Origin of the sequence: Segatella copri (genome assembly GCF_026015625.1) — a bacterium.
GTDB classification, from domain to species: domain Bacteria; phylum Bacteroidota; class Bacteroidia; order Bacteroidales; family Bacteroidaceae; genus Prevotella; species Prevotella copri_H.
The window spans coordinates 1,302,128-1,327,828 of record NZ_JAPDVG010000001.1 but is presented as its reverse complement, the minus strand read 5'-3'; the positions used below and the strand labels follow the sequence as shown (position 1 = coordinate 1,327,828).

The window sequence follows — 25,701 nt, the reverse complement described above, 5'->3', positions numbered from 1 at the left end:
TTTAATTTAGAGCTCAATTTGAGCACCAACCTTTTATGACTTCATCATTTTCAGCAATGATCTTCTTGCTGCAGAAATCATCGTCTTGGTGCTCGTCTTGTTGGCTCCGCAGATTTCGGCAATCTCATCGAGGCTCTTTCCCTCGCTTCTCAATAGCAGCATTCTTCTCTGCGTATCCGGAAGCCTGTCCATCGCCCTGTTGAGTCGCCTTTGCGTATCCTCGCCGATGATGGTCTGGTCGGTACGCTCTGTTGCCGTACAGATTTCTGCGGGATGCTTCATCTGTTCCAGCGATGCCGTCTGGGCTTTGTTGCGTCTCAGATGGTCGATGCAGAGATTCCTGGCTATCGTCATACCTAAGGCCTCGATGCTCTGGTATTCCGAGAGCCTTTCGTGCATCTTCCAGAGCTTCACCAGGGTTTCCTGCACGATGTCATCAGCTTCTTCGGCAAGGGTTCCTGCCGAGAGATAGCGTTGACAATGTGCCGTCAACCTGGGGCGCATTTTCTGGGCGATATGTTCAAATTCTGTTTCTTCCATTTGTTCCTTTTTATGTGTATGACGCAAGAAGAGGCGAAAGGTAAACAAAAAAATGCTACCTTCGCACATTTCCGTGCAAAGATAGCATAAAAATTTGAGATATAGACATCTCTTTTATTTTATTTGTGGATGAAGTGGCTTATTCCTCTGTTTTTGCCATCATTACAATGATATTACAGGTGCAGAAAATCAGTGATGTAACAGCTTTGTAATACTTATGTTTTACGGTAGAAATATCTTCTCCTTACCTTTGCAGTCGAAATGAAGAAGATGTCTTTCCGCATCATCGGAAAAGATTTCATTCGGAATAAAGAAAATCAGATTTACGTGTATATATAATTAAGGTAAGAAATGAAGAAGAAAACGTATTTGTTGATGGCACTCACGATGGTGTCGATGGGAATGAATGCTCAGAATACAGAAAAAAGCTCTGTAGAGAAGGGCATTGAGAATTTCGCCAAGTCGATGACCTTTGGTGGAACCATCCGCTCTAAGTATGAGTACCAGACCGAAGAGGGGGAGGGACGATTTGAGGTGCGTACGGCCCGTATCAATGTAGCAGGAAATGTAACAAAGGAGGTTAGTTATAAGGCTGAGATTGATCTCTGTGATGAGGGTAAGATCAAGATGCTTGATGCTTATACCCGCATCAAGCCTTGGAAGACACTGCAGCTTACCATCGGTCAGGAGCGTGTGCCATTCACTATTGATGCTCACCGTTCTCCTCATCAGCAGTACTTCGCCAACCGTTCGTTCATCGCCAAGCAGGTGGGCAACGTGCGTGACGTGGGTGCTGAAATCGGATACACCTGGAATGTAGGTTTCCCTATCGTGGTGAATGCCGGTATCTTCAACGGTTCGGGCTTGACCAACCAGAAGGATTACTGGACCAAGGGCGTTAACTATTCAGCCAAGGCTCAGTTCCTCTTTCCGAATGTGAACCTGGTGTTGAGTACCCAGAAGATCAAGCCATCTGATGTTACGGTAACGATGTATGATGGTGGTATCACCTTCCACAAGGGCGGTTTCATTGCTGAGGCTGAGTATCTTTACAAGCATTACAGCAAGAATGCCTTTCACGATGTGCATGCTTTCGATGGATTCGTATGCTATGATATTCCGGTGGCTAATCCCAAGAGCATCATCAGGAAGGTTTCTCCTTTGGCAAGATATGATTTCATGAGCGACCACAGTGATGGTACAAGATATGGCGGTTCTGATACAGAGCTTGGTGCCTTGAAGATTAATGATTATAAGCGCCATCGTGTTACGGGCGGTGTAACCCTGAGTCTTGCCAAGCCATTCATCTCTGATATCCGTATCAACTACGAGAAATATTTCTATCGTAAAGGTGGTATAGCTAAAGTTTCAGAAAAAGATAAGATTGTTGTGGAGTTCATGACAAAGTTCTAATTTTTTTAGGCACGGATTACACGGATTTTTTGACTTGCGTAACTTTAAAAAAACTCATAACGCCAGCCTCCGTGTAATCCGTGCCTAGAAGTTACAGCATTCCCTTAGAGCTAGGAAGTTCGAAGTGGTAGATGTCTCTCTTTACCGCCATTTTCAGCGAACGGGCAAGCGCCTTGAAGATGCCTTCTATCTTATGATGCTCGTTCTCGCCCTCAGCCTTGATGTTGAGGTTCATCTTTGCCGCATCACTCAGACTCTTGAAGAAATGCTTGAACATCTCGGTTGGCATTTCGCCCACCTTTTCTCTGTGAAATTCGGCATCCCAGATCAGCCATGGACGGCCACCGAAATCCAATGCCACCTGACAGAGACAGTCGTCCATCGGCAGACTATAGCCGTATCTTTCTATTCCGCGCTTGTCACCTAAAGCCTGCAGCAGGCATTCGCCCAGTGCAATACCCGTATCCTCAATGGTATGATGCTCATCCACATAGAGGTCGCCCTTGGTATGGATGGTGAGATCCATCATGCCGTGCTTGCCTATCTGTTCCAGCATGTGGTCGAAGAAACCGAGACCGGTAGAAATGTCGCATTTTCCTGAACCATCGAGATTTACCTTGATGTAGATATCCGTTTCCTTGGTGGTGCGCTTCACCTCTGCGATGCGGTCGCCGGCAAAGAGAATCTCGGCTATCTTGTCCCAGTCCATGCCATCCTTTCCAAGAATCAGACTCTTGCAACCCAGGTTTTCTGCAAGCTGGGCATCGGTTTCACGGTCACCGATTACATAACTGTTTGCCATATCGTAGGCAGGATTATCGATGTATTCGGTCAGCATGCCTGTGCCCGGCTTTCTCATCGGCGAGTTATCCTCAGGGAAGTGGCGGTCGATGTGCTGTTTGCTGAAGTGGATGCCTTCGCTCTCCAGGGTCTGGATGATGAAGTTGTGGACTGGCCAGAAGGTATTTTCCGGAAAGGAGTCGGTACCCAAGCCGTCCTGGTTGCTCACCATCACCAGCTCGTAGTCGGTGTGCTGGGCAATGAAGGCGAGATTGCGGAACACGCCCTTGGTGAATACCAGCTTCTCGAAGCTGTCAATCTGTTCGTCCTCTGGTTCCTGAATCAGAGTTCCATCGCGGTCGATGAAGAGTAATCTTGTCTGTTTCATTTCTCTTATATATTATGTTAATACGATTAATATTTTTCTATCTCTGTAGTTGCCATTTTCTGACTTTCCTTCATTCTCTGTTTCTCTTCGTCTTGTACCTTGTAAGAGCCGAATTGATAGGCAAGCGAAATGCCAAGCCAGCTCAAGGCGTATATGATGAGCAGGAAGGTGATGGTGAACACTAGGAAGAGGAGTGGGGTGAAATAACCCGGCACACCGAGCGGGTCGCCATCAAGTGCACCGAGCTGTGAATAGATCTGTGCGATGATGAGGATGATGGAAGGTAGGGCTGCGATAAAGGTAGCGATGCCTACGATAATCATGCCGAGAAAACTGGTCAGAAAGAAACCTCCGAAGTGGCGGAGAATGCGGAGGAGAGATTTTCCTATTTTGCGCTTTTCGCCCTTAGGACACAGTTGTTTTCTTGGCAGAAGATGCCAGAATGATACGATAGCCATCACGATAGTGGCTCCGTAAATGATGGTTTGCAGAATGAACGAAGCCATCGGATTCACGGCTCCCCAATCGTGAAGTGGTTTGTTGGGGAGGAGGAAATAGAGTACGATAGCCAGCAATACAGCAAATGGAACATGGGTAGTCCATGTCTGTTTTACGAGTGATCTGAAGTCACTTGTTATGGTATCGTATGATGCTCTCATGCAGGAAGTTATACTTCGGTGCTTAAATAATTCATTTACTTCCATAACTATCTTGTTTTAATTTCTAATTATCGCTTTTGTTTTTTTACTCTTTTACTTTTTACCCTTTAAAAGTTTTTTACCTTTTTACCCTTTTACTTTTTTACCTTTAAAAGTTTCTTCTGAATTCTGAGCAGGTAATGGCGGTAGCGATAGCCACATTCAGACTGTCGGCGGTAGCTCTACCTTCCGGAAAGTTAGGGATGAGCAACTTGTGATTTACCTTCTTTGCCAGGTCTGGCGAGATGCCTTTTCCTTCGTTTCCCATCACGATGAGTCCACGATTTTCGAGCTTTTGCTGATAGATGTTGTCGCCATCGAGCAGGGTGCCGTAAACGGGAACATCAGCAGGAAGTGATTCTACCAGTCCCAGCAGGTCGCCGTATTCTACCTTCACTCTTGCTATGCTGCCCATCGTAGCCTGAACCACCTTCGGATTGTATACGTCGGCAGTATCCTGACTGCAGTAGATATGGGTGATGCCAAACCAGTCGGCGATGCGGATGATGGTGCCCAGGTTGCCCGGGTCCTGAACGCCGTCGAGCGCCAGACTCAGTTCGCTGGTATTAATAGAGTAATCTCCTGATGTTTCCTGTCTGAATACGGCAAGCACCTGCTGCGGATGCTGCAGGAAACTTACCTTCTTCAGTTCTTCATCAGTAACCTCTATCACTTCGGTTTCAGCCCCGAAGTGTTTGCCCCGGAGCCATTCGCCGGTAGCCACAATCAGGTCGGCAGGTTGCAGAGCAAGCAGATCGTCTACCACCTTGAAACCTTCTGCCACGAACTTTCCTTCTTTATTTCTGTTCTTCTTCAGTTCGAGCGAACGTATGTACTTTATTTTATTCTTGCTAATCATTTATTTTTTGTCTATATGTGTGCAAAGGTAACATAAAATATAGACATTTCAAAATAAAAAGTGCTAAATATTTTGTATTTAATTTGTTTTGCATTATCTTTGCATATCAAAAACGATAGATATTTTGAAAAAAGAAACGATTTCATTACTTGCCTTGCCGCTGCTCATAGCATCTTGTTCTTCAAGCAAAATGGTGCCGGAAGGGGAGTATATATTAAATAAGGTGGAAGTGAAGAGCGACTCGGCAGGGTATAATGCCGGGGCGCTCAAGCAGTATGTGCGCCAGAAAGAGAAACCGAAACTCTTCTCGCTCTTCAAGAATCCTTTCAGCAAGAAGCCTGTCATCTACGATACTTTGCAGGCGCGGCTCTCCTGTCAGGATCTGCTTACCGCCATGCAGAACCAGGGCTTCATGCATGCCGGGGTGTCGCTCTATACCACCAAGAAAGGAAAGAAACTGGATGCTACCTATCTGTTGCATCCCGGAGAACCTTTTATGATAGGTAAGGTGAAATATGAAGTGGAAGATGAACATATCCAGCAACTTCTGCATCTCGATAATCCCGATAATCAGCAGATTAAGCCGGGTATGAGATTTACGGTAGAAACATTGGATAATGAACGCAGACGTATCTCCAGCCTTCTGACCAATGATGGCTATTTCCGCTTTCATAAAGATTTTATCCAGTTTTCTGCCGATACGATTGCGGGACAGAAGGATATCGCCCTGACGCTCCACCTGATGAAGTATAAGGCAAACAGTAATGCTCCTGAGGTTGATCATACCCGATATGAAATCAGAAACATCAACTATCTGAGTAATGACAGCGACCGAATCCATCTGCGCCATCAGGTTTTGCTCAATGCCACTGCCCTCAGCGAAGGCCGTCCCTACAGCGCTGCTGCCTTGCAGCGCACCTATAACAACTTTGCCCGTCTGCAGGCGGTGAAGTATACCAATATCAGTTTCTCTGAAGTTCCTGACAGCAACCAGGTTACGGAGAACGGAATGGAGAGGGACAGCATCAGCCGGCAGATGGATTGCAATATCCAGATCAGTACCAACAAGCCTTCTACCATTGCCTTCCAGCCGGAAGGAACCAATACGGCGGGCGACTTGGGAGCTGCTGCTTCGCTCACTTATACCAACCGAAATCTCTTCAGGGGTAGTGAGCAGCTGAGCATCGAACTTCGTGGAGCTTACGAGGCTATTACCGGTCTGGAGGGGTATCAGGACCAGAACTATACTGAATATTCGGTTGAAGGCAAACTGGTTTTCCCTCGTTTCTTGGCGCCTTTCCTTTCAAGAAATTTCAGAAGAAGACAGACGGCAAACAGCGAGTTGTCGGCAAGTTGGAATCTTCAGAACCGTCCGGAGTTTCATCGCCGCGTATTCTCTACTGCCTGGCGTTATCGCTGGACAGAACCGCGTCATCACCTGGCCTGGCGTTTCGACCTGCTCGATCTCAACTATGTGTATATGCCATGGATATCCGAGACTTTCAAGAGAGACTATCTCGATAATGCAGAAAACAGAAATGCCATCCTCCGCTACAATTACGAAGACCTGTTTATCATGAAGATGGGTTTCGGTTTGAGTTATAGCGATGGGGTAGATGCTGTGCGAGTGAATGTAGAGACTTCGGGCAATCTGCTGAGCGGTGTTTCCAAGACATTCGGTTTCAAGGTGAATAGCCAGGGGCAGCGAACATTATTTAATATAGCTTATGCCCAGTATGCCAAGTTTGATGTAGATTATACCCATCTGATGCAGTTTGATAAGCGCAATGCTCTGGCGCTGCATGCGGGCATCGGTGTGGCTTATCCTTACGGCAACAGTACGGTGCTACCTTTCGAAAAGCGTTATTTCTCGGGTGGTGCCAACTCGGTAAGAGGTTGGGGCGTAAGAGAATTAGGTCCGGGCAAGTTTAAAGGAACTGACGGCAGAATAGATTTCATCAACCAGACGGGTGATGTGAAGCTCGACTTGAATGCCGAATATCGCACTTCGCTCTTCTGGAAGTTTGAGGGTGCAGCGTTTATCGATGCCGGTAATATCTGGACACTTCGCAATTATCAGGATCAGCCTGGCGGCCAGTTCAAGATAGATGAATTCTACAAACAGATAGCTGTAGCCTATGGCTTAGGTCTCAGGTTGAATTTCGATTACTTCATCCTCCGTCTGGATATGGGTATGAAGGCAATCAATCCAGCCTACGGAACGAAGGAAGAGCATTGGGCGATTATCCACCCGAAACTAGACCGCGATTTCGCCTTCCATTTCGCAGTTGGTCTGCCGTTCTAAATGCAGCTTTTATAGTTAATAGTTTATAGCCAGGAGTTTCTGTAGGGCATCTTTTTGATCATGATGTCCCTCAGAAACTCCTTGCTTTTTTCAAGGCAATTTTTCCAACTTAATCTTCCAGAGCCCCTTTTCCATACACATCGGCAGTTGGAAATCGGCCTGTTCTATGAGCTGCGGATCCTGCCCGATGCTGTCCATCTGCAGAAAATTATGAACCGTAAGGGTTATGGTGGCACTTGTTTCATCGTCACCGAAATCAATATCCGTAATCTCGATGCTGGCATCCTCCGATTTCTGGCGCAGCAGTTCCACGTCGGTCTCGTTCACATTACTTGCAGCATAGCGCAGCCAGCGCTCCGATTCCTGGGTGCAATACTTCACGGCTTTCGGGAAATGCCAGTTGAAATAATTGTTGGCAAACGAATCAACATCAGCCTTCAGCTGGTCCTCGCTGCCTTCGTGAGGTTCACATCCCGAAAGGCTGAATATACTTGCGCTCATGCATGCCACAGCTATGCATAAACCTATCATCGACTTCTTCATCATGATTCTCAAATCTTAAAAATTCTATTTTTTTGCGATATTTCGGCACAAAGATAGTAAAAAACTTTGTAATAAGAATCTTTTTTGCTAACTTTGCATGGAAAATAACAATTAAAATGCTGAAATTTATATCCTTTGGCAGTGGAAGTAGTGGCAATTGCTATTATCTTTACACTGATACGGATTCGATACTGATAGACGTAGGAGTAGGAATAAGAATATTGAAGAAGCATTTCCATAACTATGGACTTCGCTTCGAGGATGTGCATCACGTCCTCATCACCCATGACCACGCCGACCATGTAAAGTCGGTGGGGAGTCTGAGTACTGACTATCATCTACCGGTATATACGACCCGTAAAGTACATCAAGGCATCGAGCGCAACTATTGTGTTCGAAAGAAGATAGAGCCTAACCATGCTCATGTGATAGAGAAGAACGTAACTTTTACACTGGGCGAGTTTAAGATTACTCCGTTCGGCGTACCCCATGACAGTACCGACAATGTTGGCTATTTCGTGGAGTGTGGAGGTGTGAACTTCTGCCTCATCACCGATGTGGGGCATATTACTGAAGAGATGCACGACTTTATCGGCCGTGCCAACTATCTTGTGCTCGAGGCGAACCATAGTGTAGAGATGCTCCAGCAGGGTCATTATCCCCAGTATCTGAAGGAGCGCATTCTGGGAGATAACGGTCATCTGAGCAACGATGATTGTGGCGAGGCGCTTGCCAATTATGCTACACCGGAGCTTCATCACGTCTGGCTCTGTCATCTCAGCGAGGAGAACAACCATCCTGAGCTGGCACGCAAAACCGTGGAGCAGATCCTGCGCAGCAAAGGCATCATAGCCGGCAAGGATTTCCAGCTGGAAGTATTGAAGCGCAAGACGCCGAGCGAAATCTATAAGCTGGTGTAGGGCAGGTATAAAACTAAAAAGGTAGCCGGATAAGGAGTTATATTGAGTTAACTCCTTATCCGGCTATTTCATGAATACGAAATAAACGGCTGCAATCAGGCAGCAGAAGGCTGCGAAATGATTCCAGTGCAATCCCTGTCCCTGAAAGAGGATATTGGCGATGATGGCGAAGACGATAAGCGATACGCATTCCTGAATCACTTTGAGCTGGACCAGATTAAACGGTCCGCCATTATCTACGAAACCGATGCGGTTGGCTGGTACCTGACAGCAATATTCGAAGAAGGCGATGGCCCAACTGAAGGCGATGACACCGATAAGAGGCCAGTTGCTGCTCACGCCCGTTTGTTGCAACTTGAGGTGTCCGTACCAAGCCAGCGTCATGAAGATGTTGCTCAGCACCAATAATAATATAGTATACAATCCGTTCATAATCTTATCTTTTTTGCGGGTGCAAAGGTAATATATTTTTTTTAACCCTCCAAATTTCAGGGAAGTTTCATTTCGTTTTTGTTTTGATATGGCTGTTTTTGGCAGATAAATCTCCGATGTTCTGATATTTATCTCCGAAAGATAAATGTGCTGTTTGCGTATGGCCAGTAGGCTGTTTGGTGCGAACAGCCTACTGGCGGAATAGGGAACAGTCGGCTGTTCCTATAAGACAGTCATCGCAGACGGGGAAACCAGATTTCCCAATCCTATCAATATGATTTATGTTTAGCTTTCTGCAAAAATCTCTTCACTCTTCACCTTTCTTCCCAAATCCCCTGTGTTTATCGGCATTTCGGGAGGTGAAGAGTCATCAGCAACTCTTCACCCGCTCTTCACCACTCTTCACCTCCGTCAACCTCCCTGTTTATCTGGGGTAGGGTGAAGAGCTTTATCTTGATTACAAAGACTCATCCACTTCTTTCCAATCTATCAATCCCTTGCCTGTTTCATCGAGTTCCACTGCCAGGGCGATAACTTTGCGTTTGTCTGCCTTGAATGGTTCTGTGTAGCTCTTTTCATTTATCTGGCTCTCGGCAGCAGAAATGCCGCCATTGTTCGATAGCTTCAGCTCCATGACGTAGATGAAGGATGGAACCTCTACAATCATATCAATCCTGCCAGTGGCCAGCATCCTTTCTACTTCCACCCTAAAGCCCAAGGCTCTGAATATCGTACTCATTATCAGTCGGTAACGTTCCTCCATATCCATACTTGCCATCTTCTTGTTGCTGTATGGAACATCGGCGATAAGAGCCTTTAATGCCTTCTTGGCTTCAGCGGTATTTCCGTCCTGCATCATTTTTCTGAGGAAGCTCTGCGCAGAAACCACTTCCGAATTCGACTTCATGGTCAAGGCAGGAACCACTACCCGGTATAATGCCTTGCGAACTTCAAAGTTAGGGAAGCCCAGGATGTAAACGCCATCGTCGTAACCCTTGATGGTGAGATAACCCGACTGATAGAGGAAGAGCTCGGCTCCGCCATTCACTACATCCGATGTTTCCAGGGTATCGCGCTCGATGAAGCAATGGTCAAAATATTCCATCTTCATCTCCATGTCATCCACGAACTTTGGCAATAGGGAAGTGGCCCCTGATGAAGCCCAGTAATTTCTCAATTCCCTATCATCCAGGGCATTGATGAGGCTGAACGGATTGAAAATATCCACCATATTTTTGCGGCAGAAATGATATCCGTCGTAAAACGCCGTGAGCTGCTTCAGAGTCTCCTCTGGAGTCCATCCATTTTCTTCTCCCATTGCCTCAATCTCAGGTATGAAGTTTTCGGCAGCTTCCTGCTTTGAAATACCGCAGATGGTGGCGTAGGGTGCATCAAAACTGATGTTGCTCAGGTTGTTGAGCACGGAGAAGAGAGAAATTTGAGTGAACTTGGTGATGCCCGTGATGAAGACGAAACGCTCGTGTTCGTCTTCTTTTTTCAGAACAGCAAACACGGATTTATAGATGGCTGTACAGGCATCATGCTCTGGAGTCTTCCAGGAATGCTGCAATGGAGAATCATACTCATCGATGAGGATAACCGCCTGTTTTCCGGTCTTTTGAAACATCGTTTCGATGATGTTCTGGAAGCGGACGGCAAGGGAAGCCTCCGGGCGTACAGCTACTTCATACTTCTGTTCGTATTTATAGAAGGCATCGTCGAGATAGGAGTTGAGTTCTTCTGGTGCAGCACCTCCGCAACTCATGTCGAGTCGAATGACGGGATAGCAGGTCCATTCTTTCTCCAGTTTCATCACCTTCAATCCTTCGAAGAGTTCCTTTTTCCCCTCGAAGTAAGCCTGGAGTGTATCCACGAGAATGGACTTACCGAAGCGGCGTGGGCGGCTCAGGTAATTATACTTTTTTCCCCTGTTGGCAAGTCTCCAGATTATATCAGTCTTGTCAACATACAGATATCCTTCTCTTCTTATTTCTGCAAAAGACTGGATGCCTACAGGCAATTTTCTATCGTTCATTTCTGTCATAATCTAATCTCCTATGTTTTCAGGATAGCTTTTTGCGAGCTATTCGCCTTACTACAAATTCTATTTGCAAAGATACGATGAATATTTTGATTTTGCAAGAAAAATGGGGGATAATATAAAAAAGGTGGCGAATCTTTTTGTTATCTCTGATTTTTGCAGTATTCTTGTCAATTCGTAAAATGGCGGGGCGTTTTATTTATGATGGAGGTAGCCAACTGTATTCTTTTCAGTAGGTTTCTTGAAAAGGTATTCAGGTGAAGAGTGGTGAAGAGTGGGTGAAGAGTTTCAGAGAACTCTTCACCTCTTCCAACCGCCCTGTTTATCGGTGTTTCGGAGGGGTTGGGGAAGAGTGAAGAGTATTTCCGTGTTTGCTTTTGCTCATTTTAATATTATCTCTCGAAATATGTGTCAATGATGAAAAGAGTTTTAATTAATTGGCACCAAGATTTCGGTATAATCTGGCAAACTCTTCTAATCGAACTACAAGTACTCTTGGAAAATCGATATTTTCTAATTCTTTGAAATGTTTATCATCAGATACAATGAAATCGGCATTGGCAAAGACTGCACAATCCACAAACTTATTATCATCGGGATCCTGTGTGATAAGATTCCAATGATAATGAGCATCAACTCTTTGGGTATTCGGAGCTTGAGTTATAATCTCCAATACCATAGTTGCTATTAATCGATTCGTTTTTAAACAAAGTATTTCTTCGTATTCTTCTAGAATTTCAGTTGTATAGCAAAGACAATAGTCACCATTCAAGAATCCTTCCCATAAGAAATAATTCTTGCTTTTCCTTGCAATTATCTGCAAGAGACAGTTGGTATCTAAGACGATGTTTCTCTGCATAGTCAGTTTATTTATAAGCCGTGCGCAAATGTTCTGACTGCATTTCCTGCAACTTTTCATTGCTCATTTCGCCAGATTCCCAAAGCTTATCCATTTCTCGCTGCAAGCGATCATTCATGAACTTAACTAATGTTCGTTTCAAGTCTGCCAAGTCCTGTTCTGACTGTAAACAAGAGATAACATTGAGCACCGCCTGTTGAGCCTGATTGAATTGTAATACTTGTGTTGCCATAATTGTAATTTTTAAACATTTCACTCTGCAAAGATACAGATAATTATTGATACTCCAAAGATTTTGAGAAGAATATTTTGATTTCGCAAGAAAAAATGGGGGATAATATAAAAAAGTGGTGATTCTTTTTGTTATCTCTGATTTTTGCAGTATCTTTGCAGAAGCAAAGCTGCACTCGGCAATTTGAAAGCAAGCTTTCATTGCGCTCGTTTGCATTTACTTTGCATTCGGATTGATTCGCCCTAAGGCGATGACGTCTGTTTTTGTGGGTTAAAATAATAGCGTTTGCTGTTTATTCGATAAACGTTCAGGAAACTTGGCGGTGGAAAGAATGTATACATGAATAAATGTGCGAGCGCCTGCGATATACGTGGGCGTTCGACTTGTCTGTATACATAGGTTTCCGCCAAGTACCTCTGAACGTGGATGAGTTGAACTGTCCACGTTCTTGCGTTTGGGTATTTGGTGGAGTCTTCGTTTTAAAGAATAGCATGCTACGCATTAAAACTATATTTAAGCTTTAATGCTATGGCAAAATCATTGATTGAAGAACTACCTCGCATTGCAAGCGAAGGTAGGCAAGAGGCTCAGCGCATCATTGAGCGATTGAGCAGTGGTACACGCATTGGATTGCAGACCAATGAGCTGGTGTTGCCTCGTAAGGATGTCTCCGGATTCTTCCGTGGACAAGTTCCCAATATCCCTAATGCATTCAATGCCGCCCTGGATGGGGGGAGTTGGATGAACCGTCTGGTGTATGGTGATAATCTCCTGACCATGCAGGCGCTGCTAGCCGGAGACCCTCAGACGGGCTTGCCTTCATTAAGAGGCAAAGTGGATTTGATATACATCGACCCGCCGTTTGATTCTAAGGCGGATTATAGAACGAAGGTTAAGTTGCCAGGAGTTGATTTGCAACAGAAGCCAACGGTAGTAGAACAATTTGCCTATGCTGATACATGGGAAGAAGGAACAATCTCTTATCTGAAAATGATTTATAAGCGATTAGTGTTGATGAAAGAGTTACTATCATCTAATGGCTGTATTTATGTTCATATAGATTGGCATGTTGGACCTTATGTAAAAACTATATTAGATGATATATTTGGAAAAGAAAACTTTGTAAATGAGATAGTTTGGAGTTACTCATGGGGAATTAGAACAGATAGTAGATGGAATAGAAAGCATGATACAATTTATATGTATAGTAAATCTGCAGAGAATATAAAATTTAATGCTAATGAAGTTCTCGAAGAACGTCAAGTTAGTGAGTCAACAGCAAATCGCTTAAAATATAAAGGTGCCTTAATTAAGGATGGTAACAAGGGAAGAGGTGATTCGGAATTAGCTTTACCTTCTGATGTATGGTATATTGCAACAATCAATGGAATGGCGAAAGAGCGCTTGAATTACGCCACCCAAAAACCCGAAGCCCTCCTCGAACGTATCATCAAGGCCTCTTCCAACGAAGGCGACCTTGTCTGCGATTTCTTTGGCGGCAGCGGCACCACGGCAGCGGTAGCCGAAAAGCTGGGTCGTCGCTGGATTACCTGCGACATCGGCAAGCCGGCATCCCTCGTCATGCGCAAGCGTTTCATCGACCAGGAAGTAAATCCGTTCCTCTATCAGAGCATCGGCGACTATCAGAAAGAAGCTTTCCATAACAACAAGAAGCTTCGCAGAGTGGGCGATCTCTCTCAGGTCGTATTAGGCCTCTTCGGTGCCTTGCCATTCTCTCCAGAGCAGGTGAGCGACAGAAACTTCGGTTACGTAAAAGGCACACGAAATCTGGTGATGGTGGATAGTCCAAACCGCCTGACCACTGCCGCTACCGTTCGCCGTGCCGTGGAAGCAAAGGCTTCTCTGCTTGGTGGCGACTGGGATAAAGTCATCGTGCTCGGCTGGAACTTCGCCTTCGACATCTCGCAAGCCATCGAGAAATATAAGAACAGCAATGTAGAGGTGCTGGTGATTCCGCCCGATCTGCTCGACAAGCTATCCAAGAAAGGTTTCAAGAAGCTCATCGCCGACAAAACCGTCCGCTTCTCTTCTTTGCAATATCTGGTGGTGAACCCTGTGGAGGTAACCGTGAACGGCAATGGCGAGGATGAACTCGATATCAGTCTCAACAACTATGTGCTGCTCTCGCCTGATAATATTCCGCTGGACGATAAGGACAAGGAGAAGCTGCAGCAGGTGATGGAGCAGGACCCTCTCTCGTTGATAGAATATTGGAGCATCGACCCTGATTATGACGGCGATACCTTCCGCAGCACCTGGCAGGATTATCGTGAGAACGTGGATAACGACAGCGACCCGCTGCACTGCGTATATTCCACGCGAATTGCTATGCCGCATAAGGACGAGCGAAAAGTCTGCGTCAAGGCGGTGGATGTGTTCGGATTCGAGAGTCAGGTTATCCTGGATGTGAAGTGTTAGTGTTAAGAACGAATAGGAGATTACGACTATGGCTATCAATTCAAGTAATATATCTTTGGAATTGGCGCATCGACTCACCGATGTGGTCAATGCCGCCTGGAAGAGTGGGGAGATGCTGGAGAAGGTGACCCCAACCACCGCCTCGCTCTTGAACTATTGGTTTGGAGAGGGTTTCTGCAACGAGCGTGTGAGAAATTTCCATGAGGGTCAGCGACAGGCTATCCTCAACATCATCTATCTGCACGAAGTGATGGGAGAAAACTGCGTGATGGATGCCTATCAGGGCATCATTCCGGAACTGATGGATAGGGCCGACCTGGCTCAGCTTGCCAAACCTAAATATCAGATGCCTAAGTATGCAGTGAAGATGGCTACGGGCACGGGAAAGACATGGGTGATGCATGCCCTGATAATCTGGCAGATGCTGAATGCCCGGCACGAGGATGTGGAGAGTGGACGATTTACGCAGAAGTTCCTGATAGTGGCTCCGGGTCTGATTGTTTACGACCGTCTGCTGGATGCCTTCTGCGGCAGAAAGAAGCGAGATGAGGAATATCGTGACCCTCAGACCAACGACTACTACATGAACCAGGAGGTGTTCATCCCCGAGCGTTATCGTGACGAGGTGTTTTCGTTTATACAGAACAATGTAGTGACCAAGGAGGATGGCATCGGCAGGAAGACCACCGGCGAGGGACTGATTGCCCTGACCAACTGGCATCTGTTTGAAAATCAGATGGAAGAGAAGGAGCAGGATGAGGAGGTGGACGATTCCAGCACGGTGACACCCGCAGAAATCATCAGCGACCTGCTGCCTATCCGTCCGGGCAAATCGGCTGGCAACGACCTCAGCATGCTCGACCGCCGTGCTCTGGGTGGCACCGAACTGGAATATCTGGCTGGTTTAAAGGATTTGATGGTAATCAATGATGAGGCTCATCATATTCACGAAATCAAGCGTAATGGCGAAACCGAGGAGGTGGAATGGCAAAGAGGCCTGAATGCCATCAGTGCCACCAAGGGTACAAGATTCATACAGGTGGACTTCTCTGCTACTCCTTTTGATACAAAGGGTGCCGGAGAGAAGCAGGTGAAACTCTTCTTCCCGCATATCATTGTTGACTTCGACTTGCCTATGGCGATGAAGCAGGGACTGGTGAAACTGTTGTTGCTCGACCGCCGCCAGGAACTCACCGACCTGGAGAACCTGGATTACAACGCCGAGCGTGATGAGCAGGGAAAGGTAGTAGGGCTGAGCGAGGGCCAGCGCATGATGCTCCGTGCCGGATTGACCAAGCTGAACAAACTGGAAGAGGAATTCCTGAAAAATGATGCGTCTAAGAACCCGAAGATGCTCATCGTCTGCCAGGATACCACCGTATCTCCTTTTGTAGAAGAGTTTCTGAAGTCGGAAGGTCTGGAAGATGAAGACATCGTTACCATCGACAGCAACAAGCAGGGCGAGGTGAAGGATGAGGAATGGCAGGAAATCAAGAAGAAGCTCTTCGATATAGATAGGTATAAGAGTCCGAAGGTGGTCATCTCGGTGCTGATGCTCCGTGAGGGCTTCGATGTCAACAACATCTGTGTGCTCGTACCGCTGCGTTCTTCGCAGGCGCCAATCCTGCTGGAGCAGTTGGTTGGTAGAGGTTTGCGACTGATGTGGCGAGAGCCTGACTACATCGACATCAAGCGTGAAGACCGCCTCAGGGTATTGAAGAATCATCAACCTCCTCGCACTTATATCGATACCTTGTCCATCGTTGAGCATCCGGCTTTCATCAAGTTCTATGATGACTTGCAGGATCAAGGCTTGGTTGCAGTGGATGAAGGCGACGTGGGTACAGGAGGAGCCACTGGCGATATCCTGACCGTGGGACTTCGTGAGGATTACGAAAAGTATGATTTCCAATGGCCGGTTATTCTGCATGATTCCTTAGAAGAGTTGGAAGATGCAGAAATAGATTTAGATGATTTACAGCCATTCACGATGTATCCGCTGTCTTTGCTCCGTAAGTTCCTGGCAAAGGAGGGGGAGACCTTCGTATCGCAGGAATCTTTGACCAAGACAACCTTTGGCAAGTATAAGGTAACGGCTAATCTCTTCAATGCCAATGGATATAATGAGTATCTGCAGAAGTTGCTAAGGGTAGTAACCCTGCGCTTTGAGAACTGTCGCCGTCAGGGTTTCCCTACCATTCAGATCAATGGGGCTCAAACGGTGCAGGTGATGGACTGGTACATCAGGGTGAAACTTTTCGCAATACCTTTCGACCCGTTCCAGGGAAGCGACTGGAAGATTTTGCTGGCGAAGGATGGCATCGTGACGAAGCACATCGTGGAGCAGTTTGCGGTGGCAATCTATAAAATGCAGAACCGCCTGACTATGGTAGATGCAGAGGTGAGCCATACGGATTTCTCTTCGCTCAAAGCTATCAAGATGAGAGAGTCTTACTCGTTAGATGTGCAGAAATGTATCTATCCCCGACTGGGTTATCCTTCTCATGGCGGAGGTTTGGAAAAGGCATTCATTAAGTTTCTGGATAGGGATGCCGAGGTAGAAAGATTTCTGAAGATTAATGAGAGTGGCCATTCCTTCGCCATCATCTTCTATGTAAGGAAGGATGGCTTGATGGCAACGTATCATCCTGATTTCATCGTGGCTACGGCTGATAAGGTTTATCTGATTGAAACCAAGGGCGACGACAAGGTAGATGACGTGAATGTGCGTCAGAAACAGACGGCAACCATTGAGTGGATAAAGAAAATCAACGCTTTGGAGCCTGAGGATAGAATGAACCGCACCTGGGAGTATGTTTTGATAGGCGAGAGCGTGTTCTACTCGTTGAGTGGAAGTGGCGCTACGATTACTGATATCTGCAACCAGTGCAAGGTATCGTATTCTGTGGCAACGGGAAATCTGTTTGATATGTAAGAGCATTTGCTACAAATGAAGCAAATGCTGCAATAATGATAAATAAAGCCAGTCTTTTTGCAGGAGAAGGCTGGCTTTATTTTGTTCTTTGCGTGGGGAATTTATCTGCATAATCCATTATATTTCAGCTTTCTCTGCAATTTTCTAGTATTTTTCTTGCGAATACCAATCTTTCTTCGTATTTTTGCACCAATAAGCAATGTAGAATTTAAAAGCGAAAGAAATATGGAGGAAAAGAAATATCATATCGATGAATCGGAGATTGCGGGGGATAAGGTTTGTGAGCCATCACCTGCTTATCGTTCGGCAACATCAGCATCATCCGTATCATGGGATGAGGCTTATGATACCGATTCCTATCCTATGGGGCGCTCGCTGGAGCAGGTGATGGAGCATTGTGAAGAGGTAGAGAAATACTTGGATGATCCTGACTATTGGATTTCCATAGATGAATTTGAAGAGCAGATGCGAAAGGCAATACCGGGATGGAAATAGTAGAAATAAAAGTTGAAAGGCTTTTTCTTGCAGAATTTCAAAAAATAGATTTTATGATTTTCGGTAATATAAAAAACTGCCCAATACACTTTGAACGTTAGCCAAAGTGTATTGGGTAGGAATAAGTATTGCAATCTAGCGAATTCTAGCTTTTCTCAAAATAAACCAGAGGATGCGTGCAGGAAGTGTGATAGGAAAGGCGAGACAGCCCCAAAAGCAGGATCCTACGTCTGAGGTGAAAGAATGGTTCTCCCGTTTTAATCTTTCTTGCTCTTCGGCAATCTCATCCAAGATTCCTTTGTCCAATTCCTTGAAATCTACGTTGTTCGGAAGTGGCTCAGCGATGTTATAGAGTTCTTTTGCAGTCAGTTTGATTTCTGTATCCCATATTATGCTATATGGATTTACTTTGTAGCTTTCGTAGTAATCTATGTCATAAAAACGCTTGAACTTTTCTTCATCAGAAAGCATGAGTTTCTTGATGTCTATAAGTTTACGTTCCATATTGCTAAACCAGATAATCAGCTTGTAATCCTCCTGATACCATACAAATATGATTCCCAGTTTGTCTTTTGTATCTAATGGCTTTATGTGGATTTCCCTTATCTTGCTTAAATTCTCAATTTTGGCAAGGGGTTTCACTTTTTTGATATAGTGATAGTGGTCCATCAGCTCACGCTGATGAAGGTGTGCCCAATAATTCACCAGACGTTGTTGATCCTTGGGAATAAATGCATAATCAAACTTTAATTTCTTGAAATTATATGATGCGCTCTCATCCTTATAGTTGACGGAAAAGGATGGCTCCAGCATTATATCATCATTGAAATGAATATATATATCATAGAAGTTTACCTTACTCATAGTCATAATTTATAAATGAAAAAAGCTCAGCCTATTTAAGCTTTGTCAAGAGGCTCGGCTGGAACTAACGCTGCAAAGATACAGATAATTATTGATACTCCAAAGATTTTAAGAAGAAAAAAATATACCGGGTCGTTTTTTATCCAACTTAATCCGCATAATCCGTTAAATTTCAGTGTTCTCCGCAATTTTATAGTATTTTTCTTGCGAATACCAATCTTTCTTCGTACTTTTGCACCAATAAGTAACGTGGAACTTTAAAAACAAAAGAAATATGGAGGAAAGGAAATATCATATCGATGAATCTAAGGTAGCAGGGGATAAGGTCTGCGAGCCATCGCCTGCTTATGCATCTGTTGCATCAGAGTCTGTGTCTCATCATGTGATTGATTCTGGGATAGAGCAGGAAGATGAAATACCTGTTCTTAAAAATCATTTTAGTTATGAGGGTCTTTTGGATAGTATCGATTATTGTGAAACCATTAAGGATGATCCTTCTAAATGGGAATCTGTTGATGCCTTTAACGAACGTTTATATGAGGAATTCCCATGGCTGAAATAGTTGTTCACAAACTGTATGAAGAAAAGGAACGCCAGTATATTATCGATGCTTATGAGAATTTTGGTAAGAAAACAGCTCGAAGATGGAAAGAGGAACTGATGAAAATCCAGAACTTCCTGAGAAAATATCCTGAAGGTAAGCCCCCTTTTCTTGGTGCACCAAAGTTTAGCTATTTGCTTCGGGGTGCTAATTTTATGCGTAATTTCAAGTTGGTTTATTATTATGATGAATCCTTGGATGTGGTGCATATTGTTGACATTTGGGATATGAGACAGAATCCAAAAAGGTTCTCTGTCTCAAAATACAAGTGATTTTATATAACTTTAAAAACAAAAGAAATATGGAGGAAAAGAAATATCATTCTTCTCTTTTCTGTCGGATTCTTGAAAAAGTATTTAGGTGAAGAGTGGTGAAGAGTTGGTGAAGAGTTTCAGAGAACTCTTCACCTTCGCCAACCGCCCTGTTTATCGGTATTTCAGAGGGGTTGGTGAAGAGTGAAGAGTATTTGCCGTGTCAGTTATTCATTTTAATAAGGAGCAATATGATGGTACATCGAGATAAGATATTATGTTTTTTGGTTTTATTCTGCTTCTTCTTTGCATATACTCCTCTGCAAGCCCAGCAGCCACGCAAGAAGGTGGGGCTCGTGTTGGGTGGAGGTGGTGCCAAGGGCGCGGCTGAAGTAGGTGTGCTCAAGGTGCTGGAAGAGGCTGATATTCCTGTAGATTATATTGCCGGAACCAGTATCGGTGCCATCGTGGGCGGACTCTATGCCATCGGCTACGATGCTGCTGATATTGATAGCCTCTACCGTAACCAGAACTGGCTTTTCCTTTTGAGCGACCAGGTGAAACGTGAATCGGAGACTTTTCTTTCTAAAGAAGAAAGGGAGAAATATATCGTTCATATTCCTCTTTCCAAAGAGAGAAAGGTCTCGTTGCCAACCGGTTATGTGAAGGGGCAGAATATCTTTAACCTTTTCTCTAAACTTACCGTGGGGTATCATCAGGTGGATGATTTCTCCAACCTGCCTATTCCTTACCGTTGCGTGGCGGTAGATCTGGTAGAAGGCAAGGAGGTCGTGTTTTCATCGGGCTCGTTGCCATTGGCGATGCGTGCCAGCATGTCGATACCGGGCGTGTTTGCTCCGGTAGAATGGAAAGGGAAGATGCTGGTGGATGGAGGCGCCTTGAACAATCTGCCGGTTGATGTGGCAAAGGAAATGGGAGCGGATGTGATTATCTGTGTAGATTTGAGTACCGGTTGGAAGAAGAAGGAAGAACTGAAATCGGCTTCTTCTGTTGTTGAACAGCTCATAAGTATGATGGGGCAGAACAAATACCGGAAGAATATGGCTGAAGCCGATCTTTATATCAATCCTTCTCTGAAAGGTTATTCGGCAGCCAGCTTCCAGTCTGAAGCCATTGATACCATGATACAGCGGGGAGAACAGGCTGCCCGCCAGAAATGGGATGAGCTGATAGCTCTGAGAAAGTATATCTATGCTGATGCTTGTGATTCTGTAGCCTCTGATGATACATTACAGGATAAACGCCTCAAACAGCCGAAACCTTCTCAGACGGAAGCTTATCATATAGGAAGCATCCGGATAGAAGGCATCAGCGGAGAGGAGGAAAAGTGGATTAGAAAGAAAATTGCTTTACGGGAGAATTCGGAAGTCAGTCCTGAGGAGATAGATGGCACACTTGCTATGCTCAGGGGACTGAATATCTTTTCGCGTGTAGAATACAGACAGTCTAACGAGGAACCTTATGACCTGGTATTCATGCTGGAACCCAACGAATCCAGAAGAATCAGTGTAGGTGCACGTTTTGATACGCAGGATCTGGCGAGCGTCATAGCTCAGATATCCAATAACCAGCAGTTTTCTACCCGTCATCATTATGCCTTTACAGGACGCATTTCCCGTAATCCATATCTGGAAATGAAATATGCCTATGGCAACCTTTTCGGAGCGAAAATTGGCATTTCCTATCGTATGGCTCATTATGATTTCGACCTTTATGCTGATAAGCATAAGTTGGATGCCCTGGAGTTTCTTTCGCATTCTTTCGCTGGATTCTATACCCGCGATATCGGTAATTTCAGATTGAAATCGGGAGTGCAGTTTGATTATTATCATTATCATTCTGATATGTTCGAACGCGACGGAAGCATACAGACACGTTCGTCAGACCATTTTCTGAACTACTTTGCATCTGTTGTGATGGATACTTACGACCGCCGCTATTTCCCGACCCGTGGTAGCCGCATTCAGGTTCAGGGCATTCTGCATACGGATGATGGAATACATTATGCTGATGGTAATCCTTTCGGTGAAGCTGTTTTTCAAGGAGAATGTGCCGTACGTCTCAATTCCAGATTCTATCTGCTTCCTAAGCTCAAGAGCCGCTTCTTGTTTGGCAGTTCCGTACCAGCCATTTATCAGAATTATGCAGGTGGAGTAGCTGACGGTTACTATCTGCCTTGGCAAGTGGCATGGGAGAGTGCGCAGCATGTTCATCTGCTGGAGCGCAATGTGGTGACAGGTCAGCTTGGTTTCCGCTATCGGGTGAAAGGAAAGTTCTATCTTACCGCTCTGGGAGAGTATGGCAAGGAAGCCCGCAAGTTTTCCCATATTCTCATCGGTGATGATTTGTGGGGAGGAGCCTTGAGAGCATCCTATGATTTCGTATTGGGTCCGGTAAGCATTCAGGCTAATTATTCTAGCTTGGGTAAGAATGTAGGATTCTATATCAATGCAGGATTCTTGTTCTGATTTTAGAAAACATATAGAATGTATTTTGCAATCTTGAATTTTAGAATATAATAAATAAAAAGAGAGAATCAGATGAAACTGAGATTTTTGAAATTGATGCTGCTGCTCTTCATCCTGCCTTTGCAGATGCTGGCGGCAGAACTGGGCGTGGCTGGTAAGCAACTGGCTGCATTGCCTGGAGTAAGTAACGTGGAAACGCTGAAAAGTACGCATTTCCCGGAAAAGTATGTGTTCTTTATCAAGCAACAGCTCGATGCCAAGGATGCATCCAAGGGCTATTTCGAACAGAGGGTGGTGCTCTGCCATAGAGGATTCGACCGTCCTACCGTGCTCGTGACAGAAGGATATAATGCCAACTATGCGCTGCGTGAAGGATATATTGAAGAACTTTCCAAACTCTTCGATACGAATATCATTACCGTAGAGTACCGTTATTTCGACAAGTCGATGCCTAGTCCTTGCAACTGGGATTATCTTACCGTTGAGAATTCGCTCTATGATCTGCATCATGTAAACCAGACCCTGCATGCGATGTACAAGGGAAAATGGATTGCTACCGGCATCAGCAAGGGTGGACAGACTACGATGTTCTACCGTTCTTACTTCCCTGATGATGTAGATATTTCTGTGCCATACGTAGCTCCGCTCAACAAGGGTGTGGAGGATGGACGACATGAGAAGTTCCTGCAATATCAGGTATCAACCAAGGAAAACCGACAGAAGGTGCTCGATTTCCAGTTGCTCCTCTTCAAGCGAAAGGCTGCGTTGCTGCCAATGTTCGAGAAATATTGCAACGATAAGAAATATGTATTCAATGCTCCGCTGGCAGAGATTTTTGATTACTCTGTATTCGAATACGCCTTTGCTTTCTGGCAGTGGGGAGAAGACATCAACAAGATTCCTGCAAGAGAGGCAGATGACAAGACGGTGTTTGATTACTGGATCAACATGTGTGAACCAGACTATTTCACCAACTATAATGCCACAGCCTCATTTGATGTGCAGGCAGCCCGGGAGTTGGGTTATTACGGCTATTATACCAAACCATTCAAGAAATATCTCAGTATCAAGACAGCTAAGGGCTATCTGAAGAAACTGATGGTGCCAAAGGGGGCAGAAAACGTGAAGTTCTCGCCAGCACTCTATAATCATACGGTAGAGTTCCTGACCAAGAATGATCCGAAGATGGTTTATATTTATGGTGATATCGACCCATGGGGAGCTTCGGGCATTTACGGCTTGCCTTTCACCAAGAACAAGAAGAACCTGCATGTTTATATGTGTCATGGCGGTTCGCACAAAACTCGCATCTTGTCGTTCCCAGAGCCTATAAGACAGGAAATCATCAGTCTGATAGGTAGTTGGCTGAAGGAATAATGCTTCCATGAACCAATCATAATGGATAAAATGAAAGATTTTTTCAAAAAATATCCATAAAAGTTTGGTGGTTTCAGAAAAATGTATTACCTTTGCACTCGCTTTTGAAAACAAAGCTTTTAGCAGAGGCACCCTTAGCTCAGTTGGTAGAGCAACTGACTCTTAATCAGTGGGTCTAGGGTTCGAATCCCTAAGGGTGTACAAAAAACTCCGAAGAATCAATCTTGATTCTTCGGAGTTTTTTTTTGTATGTCCGGTATGAGGTAACCACGGCTCCGTGAATGTTGGTGATATATCACAAATTTGCAGAATTTGAGAAAAAATAAGTAAGATTGTCTCGCTATTTCTGTTTTTTATAGTATCTTTGCAACCGATGAATAGAACAGACTTGACACAAGGTAGCATTTGGGGGAATATCACGACCTTTTTGTTACCTTATATTCTGGCTTATTTCCTACAGATTCTCTATGGTTTGGCCGATCTTTTCGTGATAGGTAGATATTGTAATGTAGATAGTACTACGGCTGTATCTAATGGTGCGCAGGTAATGTATTTTGTTACTTGCGTAGTCATCGGTCTAGCTATGGGTACTACTGTGAATACGGCTCATGCCATCGGTGCAAAGGATCAGCGCCGGGCTTCCCGGGTTATTGGTAATACTGCTACCATGTTCTTTATCTTGAGTATATTGTTGGCGCTGGTGTTGCTTTGTTGCCGTGATGGTATTGTCCGATTGATGGATACGCCACCAGAGGCTGTGGAAGGTACCCGTGATTATCTCATGGTATGCTTTATCGGCATTCCGTTCATCATGGCATATAATGTGATAGCTTCAATCTTTCGTGGGTTGGGTGATTCGAAGAGTCCGATGTATTTCGTTGCTGTAGCCTGTGTGGTGAACATCCTTCTCGACTTTTTCTTTATCGGATATCTGGGGTGGGGAGCCCGAGGTGCGGCATTGGGTACTACCTTGTCGCAGATGTTCAGTGTGATAGTAGCCCTCATTGCTATCAGGCGTCACCGAGAAGTATTTGATGTTCACAGACATGATTTCCGTCCAAACCGTCAGACGGTAAAAAGTATTCTGAAGATAGGCTTCCCGATAGCTATGCAGGATGGTTTCATCCAGTTGGGCTTTCTTGCCATTGCCGTAATTGCCAATGGACGAGGTGTGTATGATGCCGGTGCTGTGGGTATCGTAGAGAAGTTTATCGGTCTGGTTTTTATTCTTCCTTCTGCCATGCTGTCTACCGTATCTGCCATCTGTTCCCAAAACTATGGTGCAGGTAATTTAGAACGTGTGCTTAAAACTTTGCGCTGTTCTCTTGTCATCATCTTGGGTTATGGCATGCTGATGATTGCCGTTTGGGAGATTTTCCCGGAGGTGGCAGTGGGTATCTTTACCGATGATCCTGTTGTTGTAGAAAAAGGAGCTGTTTATCTGCAGGGATATATTTATGATTGTCTTTTTGCCGGCATTCACTTCTGCTTCTCAGGCTTGTTTACAGCCTGCGGCTATTCCATCATCTCTTTTGTTTATAATTTCCTGTCGGTCATCCTGGTAAGAATTCCGTTGGCTTATCTTGCCTCAGAGATGTATCCGGATACGCTCTATCCTATGGGTATCACGACGTGGTTCGGTTCGCTGTTCTCTGTTATCATCTGTGTGGTTGTATACCGCTGGATGGTCAAGCATCATAAGTTCAGTCATTCCATCGTTGCTTCCTGATACAGGCATGATTATTCTTTTAACAGCTGTTTTCTGAAAGCACTAGGAGACATTCCCGTCTTTTGTTTGAAGAGGCGGGCGAAATGGTTGGGATAGCTGAAGCCTACTTCTCTGCAGGTGCCGTAGCTGCGGCTCTTTATGTTGCCGGTGATGGCCCATGAAACAGGATAAAACATGTATCAGAAGCAATAATTTCGCCAACTGCCACAACAAATTTGGGTCAACTGCCACAACAGAATTGGGTCAACTGCCACAACGAAAAAGCGCCAACTGCCACAACGGAATAGGAAAATAACAAGGTTAAACTGTTTTATTTGCTTGATATTCAGCAAAATATGTTATTTTTGTATCAAGAATTAAAAATGAGATTTTATGAAAGAATATAAAGCAAGAATTAAGTAAAATAGATACCGATAAGATGAAGTCTCCTTCTTTCAAAATGGTGTTGACTGGTGTCGGTAAATATGCCTACCAGCGTCCGCAGGACGGCGTATATGTTGTGCCGGTAGGG

Annotated in this window: 22 protein-coding genes and 1 tRNA gene; 12 read left to right on the top strand and 11 right to left on the bottom strand. The window is 44.9% G+C overall.

Annotated elements, in window-relative coordinates; all coding sequences use genetic code 11:
• Window positions 1-33 precede the first annotated feature (33 nt).
• Complete coding sequence (locus ONT19_RS06020; RefSeq protein WP_264952942.1) at window positions 34-540, bottom strand: RNA polymerase sigma factor; 507 nt, start codon at window positions 538-540, stop codon at window positions 34-36.
• 351 nt (window positions 541-891) lie between these two features.
• On the opposite strand from ONT19_RS06020, the gene ONT19_RS06015 reads away from it, so the two are divergent.
• Window positions 892-1,953 carry an OprO/OprP family phosphate-selective porin gene (locus tag ONT19_RS06015; RefSeq protein ID WP_264952943.1) on the top strand — a complete coding sequence of 354 codons (1,062 nt, stop codon included), beginning with the start codon at window positions 892-894 and terminating at the stop codon, window positions 1,951-1,953.
• A gap of 91 nt (window positions 1,954-2,044) precedes the next feature.
• Here the strand turns inward: ONT19_RS06015 and hisB are convergent, their stop codons facing one another.
• The 3 genes from hisB to ONT19_RS06000 all read right to left on the bottom strand — a co-directional run bounded on the left by hisB (window position 2,045) and on the right by ONT19_RS06000 (window position 4,678).
• The gene (hisB, locus tag ONT19_RS06010) at window positions 2,045-3,121 is read right to left on the bottom strand and encodes a bifunctional histidinol-phosphatase/imidazoleglycerol-phosphate dehydratase HisB (protein ID WP_264952944.1); all 1,077 of its coding nucleotides are present in this window, start codon (window positions 3,119-3,121) and stop codon (window positions 2,045-2,047) included.
• 26 nt (window positions 3,122-3,147) lie between these two features.
• On the bottom strand, window positions 3,148-3,780 hold the full coding sequence (locus ONT19_RS06005) for a hypothetical protein (RefSeq protein ID WP_117727706.1): 633 nt from the start codon (window positions 3,778-3,780) through the stop codon (window positions 3,148-3,150).
• Between the two features lie 148 nt (window positions 3,781-3,928).
• Window positions 3,929-4,678 carry an RNA methyltransferase gene (locus ONT19_RS06000; protein ID WP_264952945.1) on the bottom strand — a complete coding sequence of 250 codons (750 nt, stop codon included), beginning with the start codon at window positions 4,676-4,678 and terminating at the stop codon, window positions 3,929-3,931.
• 190 nt (window positions 4,679-4,868) lie between these two features.
• On the opposite strand from ONT19_RS06000, the gene ONT19_RS05995 reads away from it, so the two are divergent.
• Window positions 4,869-6,983 carry a BamA/TamA family outer membrane protein gene (locus tag ONT19_RS05995; RefSeq protein WP_264953096.1) on the top strand — a complete coding sequence of 705 codons (2,115 nt, stop codon included), beginning with the start codon at window positions 4,869-4,871 and terminating at the stop codon, window positions 6,981-6,983.
• Window positions 6,984-7,073: 90 nt separating this feature from the next.
• On the opposite strand, the gene ONT19_RS05990 is transcribed toward ONT19_RS05995, so the two are convergent.
• Complete coding sequence (locus ONT19_RS05990) at window positions 7,074-7,529, bottom strand: hypothetical protein (RefSeq protein ID WP_264952946.1); 456 nt, start codon at window positions 7,527-7,529, stop codon at window positions 7,074-7,076.
• Window positions 7,530-7,642: 113 nt separating this feature from the next.
• Between ONT19_RS05990 and ONT19_RS05985 the strand changes: the two genes are divergently transcribed.
• Entirely contained in the window at window positions 7,643-8,446 is an 804-nt protein-coding gene (locus tag ONT19_RS05985; RefSeq protein WP_264952947.1) for an MBL fold metallo-hydrolase, read from the top strand.
• Between the two features lie 63 nt (window positions 8,447-8,509).
• Here the strand turns inward: ONT19_RS05985 and ONT19_RS05980 are convergent, their stop codons facing one another.
• The 4 genes from ONT19_RS05980 to ONT19_RS05965 all read right to left on the bottom strand — a co-directional run bounded on the left by ONT19_RS05980 (window position 8,510) and on the right by ONT19_RS05965 (window position 12,010).
• Entirely contained in the window at window positions 8,510-8,878 is a 369-nt protein-coding gene (locus ONT19_RS05980) for a DMT family protein (RefSeq protein ID WP_040553814.1), read from the bottom strand.
• Window positions 8,879-9,335: 457 nt separating this feature from the next.
• Complete coding sequence (locus ONT19_RS05975) at window positions 9,336-10,922, bottom strand: ATP-binding protein (RefSeq protein WP_264952948.1); 1,587 nt, start codon at window positions 10,920-10,922, stop codon at window positions 9,336-9,338.
• 430 nt (window positions 10,923-11,352) lie between these two features.
• Window positions 11,353-11,778 (bottom strand): putative toxin-antitoxin system toxin component, PIN family, encoded by a 426-nt coding sequence (locus tag ONT19_RS05970; protein WP_118201221.1) that lies wholly within the window; start codon window positions 11,776-11,778, stop codon window positions 11,353-11,355.
• A 7-nt stretch (window positions 11,779-11,785) separates the two neighbouring features.
• Window positions 11,786-12,010, bottom strand: coding sequence for a dephospho-CoA kinase (locus tag ONT19_RS05965; RefSeq protein ID WP_117727701.1), 225 nt, complete (start codon window positions 12,008-12,010; stop codon window positions 11,786-11,788).
• A 528-nt stretch (window positions 12,011-12,538) separates the two neighbouring features.
• Between ONT19_RS05965 and ONT19_RS05960 the strand changes: the two genes are divergently transcribed.
• The 3 genes from ONT19_RS05960 to ONT19_RS05950 all read left to right on the top strand — a co-directional run bounded on the left by ONT19_RS05960 (window position 12,539) and on the right by ONT19_RS05950 (window position 17,879).
• Window positions 12,539-14,449, top strand: a complete 1,911-nt coding sequence (locus tag ONT19_RS05960; protein ID WP_117727700.1) for a site-specific DNA-methyltransferase — start codon at window positions 12,539-12,541, stop codon at window positions 14,447-14,449.
• 28 nt (window positions 14,450-14,477) lie between these two features.
• Complete coding sequence (locus tag ONT19_RS05955; RefSeq protein ID WP_264952949.1) at window positions 14,478-17,384, top strand: DEAD/DEAH box helicase family protein; 2,907 nt, start codon at window positions 14,478-14,480, stop codon at window positions 17,382-17,384.
• A gap of 225 nt (window positions 17,385-17,609) precedes the next feature.
• Window positions 17,610-17,879: a hypothetical protein gene (locus ONT19_RS05950; RefSeq protein ID WP_117727698.1), complete on the top strand. Its 270-nt coding sequence runs from the start codon at window positions 17,610-17,612 to the stop codon at window positions 17,877-17,879.
• A 135-nt stretch (window positions 17,880-18,014) separates the two neighbouring features.
• Here the strand turns inward: ONT19_RS05950 and ONT19_RS05945 are convergent, their stop codons facing one another.
• Complete coding sequence (locus ONT19_RS05945; protein WP_264952950.1) at window positions 18,015-18,743, bottom strand: DUF2442 domain-containing protein; 729 nt, start codon at window positions 18,741-18,743, stop codon at window positions 18,015-18,017.
• Window positions 18,744-19,017: 274 nt separating this feature from the next.
• On the opposite strand from ONT19_RS05945, the gene ONT19_RS05940 reads away from it, so the two are divergent.
• From ONT19_RS05940 to ONT19_RS05915, 6 genes are all read left to right on the top strand, one after another.
• Window positions 19,018-19,305 carry a hypothetical protein gene (locus tag ONT19_RS05940; RefSeq protein WP_264952951.1) on the top strand — a complete coding sequence of 96 codons (288 nt, stop codon included), beginning with the start codon at window positions 19,018-19,020 and terminating at the stop codon, window positions 19,303-19,305.
• Complete coding sequence (locus ONT19_RS05935; RefSeq protein ID WP_022120705.1) at window positions 19,293-19,616, top strand: type II toxin-antitoxin system RelE/ParE family toxin; 324 nt, start codon at window positions 19,293-19,295, stop codon at window positions 19,614-19,616. The genes ONT19_RS05940 and ONT19_RS05935 overlap by 13 nt, the downstream gene beginning before the upstream one ends.
• A 230-nt stretch (window positions 19,617-19,846) precedes the next feature.
• A complete protein-coding gene (locus ONT19_RS05930) occupies window positions 19,847-22,084 on the top strand; it encodes a patatin-like phospholipase family protein (RefSeq protein WP_264952952.1) in 2,238 nt (745 codons plus the stop codon).
• 72 nt (window positions 22,085-22,156) lie between these two features.
• Window positions 22,157-23,461: a S28 family serine protease gene (locus ONT19_RS05925; protein ID WP_264952953.1), complete on the top strand. Its 1,305-nt coding sequence runs from the start codon at window positions 22,157-22,159 to the stop codon at window positions 23,459-23,461.
• A gap of 128 nt (window positions 23,462-23,589) precedes the next feature.
• A tRNA-Lys gene (locus ONT19_RS05920) sits at window positions 23,590-23,662 on the top strand.
• Window positions 23,663-23,834: 172 nt separating this feature from the next.
• Window positions 23,835-25,190: an MATE family efflux transporter gene (locus tag ONT19_RS05915; protein WP_264952954.1), complete on the top strand. Its 1,356-nt coding sequence runs from the start codon at window positions 23,835-23,837 to the stop codon at window positions 25,188-25,190.
• Between the two features lie 11 nt (window positions 25,191-25,201).
• Here the strand turns inward: ONT19_RS05915 and ONT19_RS16305 are convergent, their stop codons facing one another.
• Window positions 25,202-25,366, bottom strand: a complete 165-nt coding sequence (locus tag ONT19_RS16305) for a helix-turn-helix domain-containing protein (RefSeq protein WP_367399989.1) — start codon at window positions 25,364-25,366, stop codon at window positions 25,202-25,204.
• Between the last annotated feature and the right edge of the window lie 335 nt (window positions 25,367-25,701).

Excerpts from the sequence above, each read along its gene's own strand:
- ONT19_RS06005 (WP_117727706.1), bottom strand. The coding sequence starts at position 3,780 with ATGAGAGCATCATACGATACCATAACAAGTGACTTCAGATCACTCGTA.
- ONT19_RS06020 (WP_264952942.1), bottom strand. The coding sequence starts at position 540 with ATGGAAGAAACAGAATTTGAACATATCGCCCAGAAAATGCGCCCCAGG.
- ONT19_RS05955 (WP_264952949.1), top strand. The coding sequence starts at position 14,478 with ATGGCTATCAATTCAAGTAATATATCTTTGGAATTGGCGCATCGACTC.
- ONT19_RS05985 (WP_264952947.1), top strand. The coding sequence starts at position 7,643 with ATGCTGAAATTTATATCCTTTGGCAGTGGAAGTAGTGGCAATTGCTAT.
- ONT19_RS05950 (WP_117727698.1), top strand. The coding sequence starts at position 17,610 with ATGGAGGAAAAGAAATATCATATCGATGAATCGGAGATTGCGGGGGAT.
- ONT19_RS05980 (WP_040553814.1), bottom strand. The coding sequence starts at position 8,878 with ATGAACGGATTGTATACTATATTATTATTGGTGCTGAGCAACATCTTC.
- ONT19_RS05995 (WP_264953096.1), top strand. The coding sequence starts at position 4,869 with ATGGTGCCGGAAGGGGAGTATATATTAAATAAGGTGGAAGTGAAGAGC.
- ONT19_RS05930 (WP_264952952.1), top strand. The coding sequence starts at position 19,847 with ATGATGGTACATCGAGATAAGATATTATGTTTTTTGGTTTTATTCTGC.
- ONT19_RS05970 (WP_118201221.1), bottom strand. The coding sequence starts at position 11,778 with ATGCAGAGAAACATCGTCTTAGATACCAACTGTCTCTTGCAGATAATT.
- ONT19_RS05915 (WP_264952954.1), top strand. The coding sequence starts at position 23,835 with ATGAATAGAACAGACTTGACACAAGGTAGCATTTGGGGGAATATCACG.
- ONT19_RS16305 (WP_367399989.1), bottom strand. The coding sequence starts at position 25,366 with ATGTTTTATCCTGTTTCATGGGCCATCACCGGCAACATAAAGAGCCGC.
- ONT19_RS05945 (WP_264952950.1), bottom strand. The coding sequence starts at position 18,743 with ATGAGTAAGGTAAACTTCTATGATATATATATTCATTTCAATGATGAT.
- ONT19_RS05940 (WP_264952951.1), top strand. The coding sequence starts at position 19,018 with ATGGAGGAAAGGAAATATCATATCGATGAATCTAAGGTAGCAGGGGAT.
- ONT19_RS05965 (WP_117727701.1), bottom strand. The coding sequence starts at position 12,010 with ATGGCAACACAAGTATTACAATTCAATCAGGCTCAACAGGCGGTGCTC.
- ONT19_RS05960 (WP_117727700.1), top strand. The coding sequence starts at position 12,539 with ATGGCAAAATCATTGATTGAAGAACTACCTCGCATTGCAAGCGAAGGT.
- ONT19_RS05925 (WP_264952953.1), top strand. The coding sequence starts at position 22,157 with ATGAAACTGAGATTTTTGAAATTGATGCTGCTGCTCTTCATCCTGCCT.
- ONT19_RS05990 (WP_264952946.1), bottom strand. The coding sequence starts at position 7,529 with ATGATGAAGAAGTCGATGATAGGTTTATGCATAGCTGTGGCATGCATG.
- ONT19_RS05935 (WP_022120705.1), top strand. The coding sequence starts at position 19,293 with ATGGCTGAAATAGTTGTTCACAAACTGTATGAAGAAAAGGAACGCCAG.
- ONT19_RS06015 (WP_264952943.1), top strand. The coding sequence starts at position 892 with ATGAAGAAGAAAACGTATTTGTTGATGGCACTCACGATGGTGTCGATG.
- hisB (WP_264952944.1), bottom strand. The coding sequence starts at position 3,121 with ATGAAACAGACAAGATTACTCTTCATCGACCGCGATGGAACTCTGATT.
- ONT19_RS05975 (WP_264952948.1), bottom strand. The coding sequence starts at position 10,922 with ATGACAGAAATGAACGATAGAAAATTGCCTGTAGGCATCCAGTCTTTT.
- ONT19_RS06000 (WP_264952945.1), bottom strand. The coding sequence starts at position 4,678 with ATGATTAGCAAGAATAAAATAAAGTACATACGTTCGCTCGAACTGAAG.